Source organism: Streptomyces carpinensis (assembly GCF_002154505.1).
Classification (GTDB): Bacteria; Actinomycetota; Actinomycetes; order Streptomycetales; family Streptomycetaceae; genus Streptomyces; species Streptomyces carpinensis.
In genome coordinates, this window is record NZ_MUBM01000351.1 from 374 (window position 1) to 12297 (window position 11924).

General features: G+C 72.2%; 12 protein-coding genes, 1 pseudogene and 1 riboswitch. Of the genes and pseudogenes, 9 read left to right on the top strand and 4 right to left on the bottom strand.

The features are described from left to right. Positions 1-567: aminotransferase class I/II-fold pyridoxal phosphate-dependent enzyme (locus tag BZY54_RS52480; protein WP_143668214.1), on the top strand; the 567-nt coding region annotated here is incomplete at its 5' end. Positions 568-604: 37 nt separating this feature from the next. Here BZY54_RS52480 and BZY54_RS37610 read toward each other — a convergent pair. After that, positions 605-1489 carry a hypothetical protein gene (locus tag BZY54_RS37610; protein ID WP_086729817.1) on the bottom strand — a complete coding sequence of 295 codons (885 nt, stop codon included), beginning with the start codon at positions 1487-1489 and terminating at the stop codon, positions 605-607. Positions 1490-1632: 143 nt separating this feature from the next. Here BZY54_RS37610 and BZY54_RS37615 point away from each other — a divergent pair, with 143 nt between their 5' ends. From BZY54_RS37615 to BZY54_RS37625, 3 genes are all read left to right on the top strand, one after another. Further along, entirely contained in the window at positions 1633-1977 is a 345-nt protein-coding gene (locus tag BZY54_RS37615; RefSeq protein WP_086729818.1) for a hypothetical protein, read from the top strand. Between the two features lie 7 nt (positions 1978-1984). Next, positions 1985-3172, top strand: a complete 1188-nt coding sequence (locus BZY54_RS37620; protein ID WP_086729819.1) for a glutathionylspermidine synthase family protein — start codon at positions 1985-1987, stop codon at positions 3170-3172. 159 nt (positions 3173-3331) lie between these two features. Then, positions 3332-3421, top strand: a riboswitch (ZMP/ZTP riboswitch). Positions 3422-3456: 35 nt separating this feature from the next. Then, positions 3457-4902 (top strand): glycine hydroxymethyltransferase, encoded by a 1446-nt coding sequence (locus BZY54_RS37625; protein WP_086729820.1) that lies wholly within the window; start codon positions 3457-3459, stop codon positions 4900-4902. Positions 4903-4937: 35 nt separating this feature from the next. Here the strand turns inward: BZY54_RS37625 and BZY54_RS37630 are convergent, their stop codons facing one another. Beyond that, positions 4938-5645: a hypothetical protein gene (locus BZY54_RS37630; protein WP_425276354.1), complete on the bottom strand. Its 708-nt coding sequence runs from the start codon at positions 5643-5645 to the stop codon at positions 4938-4940. 351 nt (positions 5646-5996) lie between these two features. Between BZY54_RS37630 and trpS the strand changes: the two genes are divergently transcribed. After that, a complete protein-coding gene (gene trpS / locus BZY54_RS37635) occupies positions 5997-7010 on the top strand; it encodes a tryptophan--tRNA ligase (protein ID WP_086729830.1) in 1014 nt (337 codons plus the stop codon). Positions 7011-7161: 151 nt separating this feature from the next. Beyond that, entirely contained in the window at positions 7162-7743 is a 582-nt protein-coding gene (locus tag BZY54_RS37640) for a 2'-5' RNA ligase family protein (RefSeq protein ID WP_086729822.1), read from the top strand. 116 nt (positions 7744-7859) lie between these two features. Here the strand turns inward: BZY54_RS37640 and dprE2 are convergent, their stop codons facing one another. Beyond that, positions 7860-8642, bottom strand: coding sequence for a decaprenylphospho-beta-D-erythro-pentofuranosid-2-ulose 2-reductase (gene dprE2 / locus BZY54_RS37645; protein WP_425276355.1), 783 nt, complete (start codon positions 8640-8642; stop codon positions 7860-7862). Positions 8643-8727: 85 nt separating this feature from the next. On the opposite strand from dprE2, the gene BZY54_RS37650 reads away from it, so the two are divergent. Beyond that, positions 8728-9627 (top strand): YihY/virulence factor BrkB family protein, encoded by a 900-nt coding sequence (locus BZY54_RS37650; protein WP_086729824.1) that lies wholly within the window; start codon positions 8728-8730, stop codon positions 9625-9627. A 162-nt stretch (positions 9628-9789) separates the two neighbouring features. Here the strand turns inward: BZY54_RS37650 and BZY54_RS37655 are convergent, their stop codons facing one another. Then, a complete protein-coding gene (locus tag BZY54_RS37655; protein WP_244217527.1) occupies positions 9790-11073 on the bottom strand; it encodes a D-alanyl-D-alanine carboxypeptidase family protein in 1284 nt (427 codons plus the stop codon). Between the two features lie 91 nt (positions 11074-11164). Between BZY54_RS37655 and BZY54_RS37660 the strand changes: the two genes are divergently transcribed. Both BZY54_RS37660 and BZY54_RS54000 read left to right on the top strand, forming a co-directional pair. Continuing rightward, on the top strand, positions 11165-11404 hold the full coding sequence (locus BZY54_RS37660; RefSeq protein ID WP_086729827.1) for an SCO4848 family membrane protein: 240 nt from the start codon (positions 11165-11167) through the stop codon (positions 11402-11404). Positions 11405-11432: 28 nt separating this feature from the next. Continuing rightward, positions 11433-11924: pseudogene (locus tag BZY54_RS54000) on the top strand (metallophosphoesterase); the annotation flags it as partial.

The following is an 11924-nucleotide window of genomic DNA, read 5'->3' on the forward strand; positions in this document are numbered from 1 at the left end:
GAGGACGACTACGACGGCGAGTTCCGCTACGACCGCCAGCCGATCGGCGCGCTCCAGGGCCTGGACCCCGACCGCGTGGTCTATCTGGGCACGGCGAGCAAGTCCCTGGCGCCCGGTCTGCGCCTGGCCTGGATGGCGCTCCCGCCGTCCCTCGCCGAGGAGGCGGCGGCCGCCAAGGGCCACTCCGACACCTGCGGGGTGCTCGACCAGCTGACGCTGGCGGAGTTCATCACCTCCGGCGCCTACGACCGCCACGTACGCTCCGCACGCCTGCGCTACCGGCGCCGCCGTGACGCGCTGGTCGAGGCCCTCGCCGCCCGCGCCCCCGACGTCCACCCCACCGGTATCGCCGCCGGACTGCACGCCGTCCTGCGTCTGCCGTCCGGCACCGAACCGTCCGTGATCCAGGCGGCGGCCTGGCAGGGACTCGCCGTCCACGGTCTGTCCCGCTACCGGCACGAGGAGGCCACCGCCGCGCCTGTGGACGCCCTGGTCGTCGGCTACGGCACCCCGCCGGACCACGCCTGGGCGGCGACCCTGGACGCACTGTGCCGGGTACTGCCCTGAGGGCCGGGAACCGCGTGCCCCTGGCGCGCGGCGCCCGTCAGGCCCGCTCGGCCGGCGCCCGCTCGGCCGGTGCCGGTGCGACCGGGGCCTCCCCGAACCGCGCCAGCGCCAGCGCTCCGGCCACCGCCACCGCGAAGCCCAGCACCGCCAGCCACGCCAGGCCCTCCCGCGTACGGTCGCCCAGCCACAGCACGCCGATCGCGGCGGGGCCGATCGTCTCGCCGATCACCATGCCGGCGGTGGCCGTCGTCACCGAGCCGCGCTGGAGCGCCGAGGTGAGCAGCACGAACGCGGCACCGCCGCCCACGACGAGGGCGTACGACGCGGGATTGGTGAACAGCGTCGCGGGGCTCAGCGAGTCGATCAGCCGAACCGTCACCTCGACCACACCGAAGCCGAGGCCCGCGCCGAGACCGAGCAGCAGGGCCCGGCCGCGCTCGGGGAGACGGCCCGCCACCCCGCCCAGGGCTGACACGGCCAGCGCCGCCGCGAGCATCGCCCACCTCAGTGCCGCCGAACCGTCCCGGCCGCCCTCCGTGCCCGAGGCCAGGCCCAGCATGGCCAGACCGGCGCAGACCACGCCCACCGCGGCCCACTCCGTCCCGCTCAGCCGCACCTTCAGCAGCCGGGCCGCGGCCACCGCCGTCACGGCGAGGCTGGAGGCCAGGGCCGCGCCCACCGCGTAGATCGGCAGCGACCGCAGGGCCGCGATCTGCAGGAGGAAGCCCAGACCGTCCAGGGCCAGACCCGCCAGGTACCGCCACTGCCGCAGCGCCCGCAGCAACAGCGCGGCATCCGCGCCCGCGCCCTGGCCGCCGGTCCCGTCCAGGGCCCCGCGCGGATCGGCGGCGGCCCGTGCGGCGACCGCCTGGAGCACCGTCGCCGTACCGAAACACACCGCCGCGCCGAGCGCGCACGCCATTCCCAGAAGCACAAGCCGACTGTAGGCGAACGGCGGGGCCGAGGGCCGCCTGCACGGGAGCTCACACCGATCTCTAGGCTGGCCGTCAAAAAACCGGCCGTCCACACCTGGCCGGGAGCCGACGACCAGGGGAAGAGACGGACATGGCGGACACTCGGCGGCGACTCCGATCGGGCGCGGTGGTACTGGGCGGGATGGGACTGCTCGCCACGGCCCTCACCGCCTGCTCCTCCGACCCGGACAAGCGCTGCGTCGACCGCGACAGCTACACCCTCGCCAAGGGCTACAAGGTCGTCTCCGACAAGAACTGCAAGTCCACCAAGACCTCCGTCGACGGCGCCTGGTACTACGGCGGCAAGAAGAGGGGCGGCTGGATCGAGGGCGGCTCCTTCACCAAGCCCCGCAAGAGCTCCGGCGGATCCGGGGACAGCCACAGCGGCGTCCACCGCGGCGGCTTCGGCAGCGGCCACGGCAAGTCCGGCGGCTGAGCCGGGCATGGAACGCCGTACGATCGCGCCCCGGCCCGGCTGGCAGCAGACCGTCGAGGCGCAGGGGCTGATCTACCCGCTCACCCGCCACCCCGACGACTCCCTGCGCCCCTACTGGGACGAGAGCGCCTACTACGTCTTCTCGCTCCCCGAGGTGGAGGCGCTGGAGGAGGTCGTCGAGGAACTGCACCGCATATGCCTGGCCGCGGCGGACCACATCGTCACCGAGGACCGCTTCGCGGACCTCGGCATCACCGACCCTCGGATCGCCCACGCCGTCGCCGAGGCCTGGCAGCGTCGCGCCGAACTCCCCTCCGTCTACGGCCGTTTCGACCTCCGTTATGACGGCACCGGCCCGGCCAAGCTCCTGGAGTACAACGCGGACACCCCCACCTCCCTGGTCGAGGCCGCCTCACCCCAGTGGTTCTGGATGGAGGACCGCTTCCCCGGCGCCGACCAGTGGAACTCCCTGCACGAACGCCTCGTCGCCGCATGGAGGAAGCAGGCCCGTCTGCTCCCGCCGGGCAGCCCGCTGCACTTCGCGCACTCCGCCGCCGACGAGCTCGGCGAGGACCTGATGACGGTCGCCTATCTGAAGGAGACCGCCGAGCAGGCCGGCCTCGACACCGACTGGATATCCATGGAGGAGATCGGCTGGGACCCGCTGTCCGGCCGGTTCGTCGACAACGGCCTGAGGTTCATCCGCGGCATCTTCAAGCTCTACCCCTGGGAGTGGCTCACCACCGACAGCTTCGCCGACCACGTCCTGGACACCCTCGACAACGGCGGCGGCACCGGCTCCACCCTGTGGATCGAGCCCGCCTGGAAGATGCTCCTGAGCAACAAGGCGCTGCTGGCGATCCTCTGGGAGCTCTACCCCGGCCACCCCAACCTGCTCCCCGCGTACCTCGACGGCCCTCGCGACCTGGCTGCCGGCGCGGGCTACGTCGCCAAGCCGCTGCTCGGCCGCGAGGGCGCCGGAGTGACGGTCCACGAGCCCGGGACGGACGCCCCCGTCCCGCGCGACGAACCCTGCTGCTACCAGGCCCTCGCCCCGCTGCCCGCCTTCGACGGCAACCACGTCGTCCTCGGCGCCTGGGTCGTCGAGGACGAGTCCGCCGGCCTCGGCATCCGTGAGTCGGCCGGACTGGTCACCGACGAGTACGCCCGCTTCCTGCCGCACGTCATCCTGTGACGCGCCCGGACATCACCTCACGGACCCGTTCCGGGCCGCCGGTGACGCGCGGCTCGCACGGGCGGCCGCGAGCGGATGGCTGCCCGGGCGCGGCGGCAGCGCGGCTCGCTCGCATGGTGGACGTGTCCGCGTCCCCCGGCGGACCGCCCGGTAGGCTGACGTGCGGGCCGTGACTGGCGCGCTGGGATGGGACCGACCATCGGGGAGCGGCTCGAACGGGAAACTGTGCCGTGCGCCTGGGCCGTACCGTGAACGCCGAACGCCACGTCCGGAGGTCCCCTGAGATGTCTGCGCCCCTCTCCAACGAGTCCACCGCCTTCCGCGCCGCCCTCGACGTGATCCGCGCCGTCGAGCCGCGCGTCGCCGACGCGATCGGCCAGGAGGTCGCCGACCAGCGTGAGATGCTCAAGCTGATCGCCTCGGAGAACTACGCCTCCCCGGCCACCCTGCTGGCGATGGGCAACTGGTTCAGCGACAAGTACGCCGAGGGCACCGTCGGCCGCCGCTTCTACGCCGGCTGCCGCAATGTCGACACCGTCGAGTCACTGGCCGCCGAGCACGCCAAGGAACTCTTCGGCGCCCGCCACGCCTACGTCCAGCCGCACTCCGGCATCGACGCCAACCTCGTCGCCTTCTGGGCCGTCCTCGCCCAGCGCGTCGAGCTGCCCGCCCTGGAGAAGGCCGGCGTCCGCCAGGTCAACGACCTCTCCGAGGAGGACTGGGCCGAGCTGCGCCGCGCCTTCGGCAACCAGCGCATGCTCGGCATGTCCCTGGACGCCGGCGGCCACCTCACCCACGGCTTCCGCCCGAACATCTCCGGCAAGATGTTCGACCAGCGCTCCTACGGCACCGACCCGGCCACGGGCCTCATCGACTACGAGGCCCTGCGCGCCCAGGCCCGCGAGTTCAAGCCGCTGATCATCGTCGCGGGCTACTCGGCGTACCCCCGTCTGGTGAACTTCCGGATCATGCGCGAGATCGCCGACGAGGTCGGCGCCACGCTCATGGTCGACATGGCCCACTTCGCCGGCCTGGTCGCCGGCAAGGTCCTCACCGGCGACTTCGACCCGGTCCCGCACGCCCAGATCGTCACCACGACCACCCACAAGTCGCTGCGCGGCCCGCGCGGCGGCATGGTCCTGTGCGACGACTCCCTCAGGGACCAGGTCGACCGCGGCTGCCCGATGGTCCTCGGCGGCCCGCTCCCGCACGTCATGGCCGCCAAGGCCGTCGCCCTGGCCGAGGCCCGGCAGCCCTCCTTCCAGGCCTACGCCCAGCGGATCGTCGACAACTCCCACGCCCTGGCCGAGGGCCTGATGCGGCGCGGCGCCACCCTGGTGACGGGCGGCACCGACAACCACCTCAACCTGATCGACGTCGCCTCCTCCTACGGCCTCACCGGCCGCCAGGCCGAGGCCGCGCTCCTCGAGTCCGGCATCGTCACCAACCGCAACGCGATCCCCGCCGACCCCAACGGCGCCTGGTACACCTCCGGCATCCGCATCGGCACGCCCGCGCTGACCACCCGGGGCCTGGGCACCGCCGAGATGGACGAGGTCGCCGGCCTGATCGACCGCGTCCTGACCACCACGGAGCCCGGCACCACCAGCAAGGGCGCGCCCTCCAAGGCGCAGCACGTCCTCGACGCGAAGGTCGCGGACGAGATCTCCCGCCGGGCCACGGACCTGGTGGCGGGCTTCCCGCTCTACCCGGAGATCGACCTCGGCTGACGACCCCGACACCGGGACCTCGCGTCCTCGGGGCCTCACAGATCGATCAGCTGCTGTCGTGGCTCCTCCCGCGGCGGTCCGGCCTCGCGCCGGGCCGCCGCGCGGCGTATGCGGTGCAGCAGCAGCGAGCCGCCGATCCCCGCGCCCAGCCCCGCGGCGGCCCACCGGACACGCTCCGTGACAGATCCGGACCGGCCTCCGGTGGCCGGTTCACCCTTCTCGCCCAGCAACCCGGCCCGCTCCAGCTGCTCGAACACCGTCCGTGGCGCGCGATGCCACCGTAGGTCGTCGTCTGCCACGTCCGGCGCCGGGTCCGAGCGCACCCACGGCGTGCCGTCCTCCGCCAGGAACAGCTGGTCCTGGCGCTCCATGGCCACGTCGCCGCCCGGCGCCCGGTCCGTCTGCGGCCACCCGCCGACACCCGTCAGCCCCCACACCACGGTCAGCCGCACCGCCGGATACCGCCCCTCCGCCCACGCCTCGCGCACCGGCTCCGTCCCCGTGTCGGTCGGCTGCAGCAATTGCCAGAGCCGGGCGAACCCGGACTCACCGGAGCGCAGCACCGTCGTCCGCCCCGAACCGCCCGCCACCACCAGCGCCACATCGGGCAGGCGCGGCCGCGGGGAGACCCCACGGCTTCCGGGCGAGGCCGTGGGCACGCCCGCGGGCCCACCGGCCGAGGCGGAGGTGGCGGAAGACGCGGAGGAGGCCGCGGCCGTGCCGCACACCGTCAACGCGCACACGGCCGCCAACGCACCCGCGCTCCCGGCGAGTTGGCGAAGCCTCCGGCTGCCCCTGCTGACCAGCACCATCCGAGCCCCCCAACCGGCCGGTCGATCCCCATGCGGCCCGACCGGGCCGCGTGTCCCTTCCCGTGCACCGCCCGGCCGCCCCTCCCTGGCCGCCCGGGCGATCCGAACCGCTCGCACCCCCTGGTGACGCAACGTCACACCGCAGTCGCGGACGGTGTGCGGCCGCCACTCATCCGTGTCCTCGTAGTCCTCATGCTCTTGTTACACCGCTGGAGTCGATTGGGTTCCACCTGTTTCCGACCAGTTCCGGAACGGTGCCCCGAACCTGAGAGAATGGTGAGCATGGCCACTGACCGACCTCGCGTGCTCTCCGGAATCCAGCCCACCGCGGGCTCGTTCCACCTCGGGAACTACCTCGGCGCCGTCCGCCAGTGGGTGGCACTGCAAGAGACGCATGACGCGTTCTACATGCTCGCCGACCTGCACGCGATCACGGTCACGCAGGACCCGGCGGAGCTGCGCGCCAACACGCGCGTGGCCGCCGCCCAGCTCCTGGCCGCCGGGCTGGACCCGGACCGCTGCACGCTGTTCGTCCAGAGCCATGTCTCGGAGCACGCCCAGCTCGCCTGGGTCATGAACTGCCTCACCGGCTTCGGCGAGGCCGGCCGCATGACCCAGTTCAAGGACAAGTCCGCCAAGCAGGGCGCCGACCGCACCTCCGTCGGCCTGTTCACGTACCCGATCCTCCAGGTCGCCGACATCCTGCTCTACCAGGCCCACGAGGTACCCGTCGGCGAGGACCAGCGCCAGCACATCGAGCTCACCCGGGACCTCGCCGAGCGCTTCAACGGCCGCTACGGCGAGACGTTCATCGTCCCCGAGGCGTACATCCTCAAGGAGACGGCGAAGATCTACGACCTGCAGGACCCGACGATCAAGATGAGCAAGTCGGCCTCCACGCCGAAGGGTCTCGTCAACCTGCTGGACGAGCCGAGGGCCACCGCGAAGAAGGTCAAGAGCGCGGTCACCGACACCGACACCGTCATCCGCTTCGACCCGGAGACCAAGCCCGGCGTCAGCAACCTCCTCACGATCTACTCGACCCTGACCGGGACGGCTGTCCCGGAACTGGAGGAGAAGTACGCGGGCAAGGGCTACGGTGCGCTCAAGACGGACCTCGCCGAGGTCATGGTCGAGTTCGTGACGCCGTTCCGGGAGCAGACCCAGCAGTACCTGGACGACCCGGAGACGCTGGACTCGATCCTGGCCAAGGGCGCGGAGAAGGCGCGCACGGTCGCCGCGGAAACCCTCTCCCAGGCGTACGGGAAGGTGGGCTTCCTGCCCGCCAAGCACTGAGGCGCGCCACCGCACACACGGCCCCAGGGGGCGGAGCGCTGCACATCACTGTGCCGGCGCCTGCCCTCAGGACGGCCGTGGTCGTACAGTCGATAGCCGGACGGCTGAGAACGAAACAGACAACTCACCCGACACGACGACAGGAGACGACGTGGGGACCGTAACGATCGGAGTGTCGATCGCGGTCCCGGAGCCCCACGGCAGCCTGCTCCAGGAGCAGCGCGCGGGCTTCGGCGACGCCGCGGCTCACGGCATCCCCACGCACGTCACCCTGCTGCCGCCGACCGAGGTGGACACCGCCGACCTCCCGGCCGTCGAGGCCCATCTGACGGAGGTGGCCGCGGCCGGGCAGCCTTTCACGATGCGGCTGTCCGGAACGGACACCTTCCGCCCGCTGTCACCGGTGGTGTACGTCCGGGTCGTCGAGGGCGTGGAGGCGTGCACCCGGCTGCAGGAAAGGGTCCGCGACGCCTCCGGACCGGTCGCGCGCGAACTCCAGTTCCCCTACCACCCGCATGTCACGGTGGCGCACGGCATCGACGACGCGGCGATGGACCGCGCCTTCCAGGAACTCGCCGGCTACGAGGCCGAGTGGCGGTGCAGCGGCTTCGCCCTGCACGAGCAGGGGCCGGACGGAGTCTGGCGCAAGCTGCGGGAGTTCGCCTTCGGCGGCTCCTCGGTGGTGCCCCCGCAGGCGGCCCCGGTGGACCACGGGACGCTGCCCGCGCGATAGCCGCGGTGGGTCGACGACAGACCCCGCGGCGGCGACCGGCAGTCGTGCAACAGCGGCCACCGGCAGTCCCGCAACAGCCGCCACCGGAAGCCCTCCTACGGCAGCCACCGGCAGCCCTACAGCGGCAGCCGTCTGTACAGCGTCCGCGGCAGGTGCCGCAGCACGGCCGCCACCAGCCGGAGGCGCCCTGGTACCCACACGGTCTCCGAGCGCCGCCGCAGCCCCAGTTCCACGGCGGTGGCGACCTCCTCCGGCGTGCTCGAGAACGGGGGCACCGGCCGGCCGGCCGTCGCCGCGGACCGCACGAAGCCGGGGCGTACGGCCATGACGTGCACACCGGTGCCGTGCAGCGCGTCGCCGAGGCCCTGCGTGAAGGTGTCCAGGGCGGCCTTGCTGGAGCCGTAGATGAAGTCCGTGCGGCGGGCTCGCTCGCCGGAGACCGAGGAGAGCACGACCAGCGAGCCGTGCCCCTGGCTCTGCAACTCCCGCGCGGCCACCAGCCCCGAGGACACCGCGCCGGTGTAGTTGGTCTGCGCGACCCGCACCGCGTTCAGCGGCTCCCGTTCGTCGTACGCCTGGTCGCCGAGGACGCCGAAGGCCAGCAGCACCATGTCGATGGCGCCCTCGGCGAAGACCTTCCCCAGCGCGGCCTCGTGGGATGCCGGATCGAGCGCGTCGAAGGCGACGGTGCGCACGTCCGCGCCCAGGGAGCGCAGATGCTCGGCGGCCTGCTCCAGGGCGGGCGAGGGGCGGCCCGCCAGCCACACCGTCCGGGTGCGGCGCGCGATGAGCCGGCGCGCGGTGGCCAGCGCGATCCCGGACGTGCCGCCGAGGACGAGCAGGGACTCGGGGAGCGGGGACAGTCGGAGGAGACGGGCGAGACCGGAGGCATCCTTCACGGCAGACGACTGTATCGCCCGGTTATGGGCGTTCTGCCGTAGAAACGCGGTGTTGGTGGCAGCCCTGAGCGGGCACAGTCGGACCATGGACTGGCTGAAGAACCTCCCCGTCGTCGGCCCGTGGGTGGCGCGTCTGATGCTCACGCACGCATGGCGGTCGTACGAGCGCCTGGATCGCGTGAAGTGGACGCGGCTGGCCGCGGCCATGACGTTCGTCAGCTTTGTCGCGCTCTTCCCGCTGCTGACGCTGGCCGCCGCGCTCGGGGCCGCCACGCTCAGCGCCAAGCAGCAGCACACGCTGGAGACCAAGATCACCGAGCAGTTCCCGGGTCTGGGTGAGCAACTGCACGTCAGCGCCCTGGCGCAGAACGCGGGCACCGTCGGCATCATCGCCGGTGCCTTCCTGCTGTTCACGGGCATGGGCTGGGTCGGTCAGATGCGCGACTGCCTGCGCGCGGTCTGGGAGCTGCCCGACATCGAGGAGAACCCGATCCTGAGCAAGCTGAAGGACGGCGGCATCCTCATCGGTCTCGGCGGCGCGGTGCTCGTCACCCTGGCCGTCTCCACGGTCGCCTCGGCCGCCGTCGGGTGGCTGACGCGCCAGATCGGCCTGAGCGAGCACGGCTGGGGCAGCATCGTCCTGCAGGTCGTCGCGTTCGTCGTCGCGGTGGCCGCCGACTTCCTGGTGCTGTTGTACATCCTCACCCTGCTGCCCGGCGTCGAACCGCCGCGCCGCCGGCTGCTGGTCGCCGCGCTGATCGGAGCGGTCGGGTTCGAGCTGCTGAAGCTGCTGCTCAGCGGCTACATCCAGGGCGTGGCGACGAAGAGCATGTACGGCGCGTTCGGCGTCCCCGTCGCCCTGCTGCTGTGGATCAACTTCACCGCCAAGCTCCTGCTGTACTGCGCCGCCTGGACGGCGACACGGATCGAGCCGGTGCCGGACGGCGAGGGCAAGGGCGAATGGGGCGACGGGGAGGACGGCTAGGCGAGCGGTGGCGGGCGGGGCGGTCAGGACGGCCAGGACGGCCCAGGCCGCCGGTTCGCGGAGGCGGGCCCGGGCGGTCGGTTCAGGGAGCCGAACCCGGACGCCCGGATCAGGGGTTCGGGCCCGGGCGACCGGTTCACGCAGGCGGCCCGGGCAGTCGGCTCACGGACGCGGGCGGCGGCGCATCAGGTCCGGCAGGGGCCAGCGGCGGTTGACCAGAAAGGCACCGGCCGCGAGCACCACCACCACCCCGCCGGCGATGCCCAGGGCGATCCCCATGCCGCTGGAGCCGCTCCGGACGGAGGCGCTTGCGACCGGCCTGGCCGACGAGCCGCCGCCCTGGGCGCCGCCCGGCTGACCGGCCGAGGGCGTCGAACCGGACCGGCCGCTCGCGGGCACCGCGCTCCTGGGCGGCACCAGTTCGCCCACCGGCTGCACCTTGCCGACCGCCTGGAATCCCCAGTCGAAGAGCTTGGCGGTCTCCCGGTAGACCTCGTTGTGGTCCTTGTGCTCCGGGTTCATCACCGTCACGAGCAGAACGTGGCCGTCTCGTTCGGCGACGCCGGTGAAGGTGGCGCCCGCGTTGGTGGTGTTGCCGTTCTTCACCCCCGCGATGCCCTGGTAGACGGAGATGTCGTAGTCACCGCTCAGCAGCCGGTTGGTGTTCTGGATCTCGAAGGAAGTCCGGGTTGATTTGCCCTTCTTGTCCTTCTTTGTCTCACCGGGAAACTTGGCTCGAACCGTCGAGCAGTACTCCCGGAAGTCCTTCTTCTGCAGCCCGGAGCGGGCGAACAGGGTGAGGTCGTAGGCCGAGGAGACCTGACCGGGGGCGTCGTAGCCGTCCGGGGTCACCACGTGCGTGTCGAGCGCCTGGAGCTCCTGGGCGTGGGCGTTCATGTCCTTGACGGTCTGCGAGACGCTTTGGTTCATCGCGGACAGCACGTGCACGGCGTCGTTGCCCGAGCGCAGGAAGACGCCCAGCCAGAGGTCGTGGACCGTGTAGGTCTCGTTCTCCTTGATCCCGACCAGGCTGGAACCGGCGCCCATGCCGGCCAGGTCGGTCGCGGCGACCTTGTGCTCCTCGGTGCTCGGGAACTTGGGCAGAAGGGTGTCGGCGAACAGCATCTTCAAGGTGCTGGCCGGGGGCAGCCGCCAGTGCGCGTTGTGCGCGGCGAGCACCTGACCGGACTCGGCGTCGGCGACGATCCAGGACCGGCCGGTGAGGTCCTTGGGCAGTACGGGCACACCGCTCGCCAGATTGACCTGCGTGCCGGCCTGGCCGAGGCGGGCGCCGCCCACGGTGGACATCTTCGCCGGGGGAGTGGCCGACGGGCTCGTCTTCGGGGCCGGGGCCGCCAGGGCGGCGGGCGTGGTCAGCGAGACGGACAACAGGGCGGCGGAAGTGACCAGCAGGGATCGCCTGGCGGTCTTCTTGGGTGCGGGCACGATCGGAAACGTACCTGGAGTGACCGACGACGCATCATCCCCCCTGCCACCCCGGCCGTGGAGCGGGACGTCCGGCGGCGATACTGAACGCATGAAGCTCAGCCGCCCCCTCTCCTGGTTCCTGCTCGCCTTCGGGGTGTGGAGCTGGATCATCTGGGTCACTTTCGTCAAGAATCTCGTCAAGGACAGCAGCGGGCTCGCGTTCGACCACGGGAACCCCACGGCGTACTTCTGGGTGCACCTGGCGCTGGCCGTCGTCTCCTTCGTATTGGGGACGGTCATCGGGGTCATCGGGTTGCGCGGGCTGCGCGCACTGCGCCGGACGTCATAGCGTTCCGGACACGGAAGGGACGGGCGGCATGGTGGTCTACTTCGTGCTCGGGGGGCTGCTCGCGCTGGCCGCCGTCGTGGCGGCCAACTGGTACGTGTGGCGCCGCCTGTTCCGCGACACGACCGATGGCCAGGGATGGGTGCGGCGCGCGGGTGCGGTGCTGATCGCCGGCGGCTGGGCGCTGGCGGTGGCCGCCCTCGTGGCGGAACGCGCCGGTGCCCCCTTCCTGCTCCAGCGCATCCTCGCCTGGCCGGGCTTCCTGTGGCTGGCCCTGTCGATCTACCTGCTGCTGGCCCTGCTGGCGAGTGAGGTCGTACGCCCCGTGCTGCGCCGTCTCGCGGCCCGCCGCTCCGGGGCAGGCCGGGCAGGCCACGGGAACGTCCCGCGCGAAGGGCACGAGGAACCCCTCAGGGAGCCCGTCAGGGTCGTCCGACCGGCCCTCGTCCCCCCGAGTACCGCCACCGACGAGGCCGCCGACGCGGCCACCGGCACCACCACCGGCACCGTGCCCCCTTCCCTT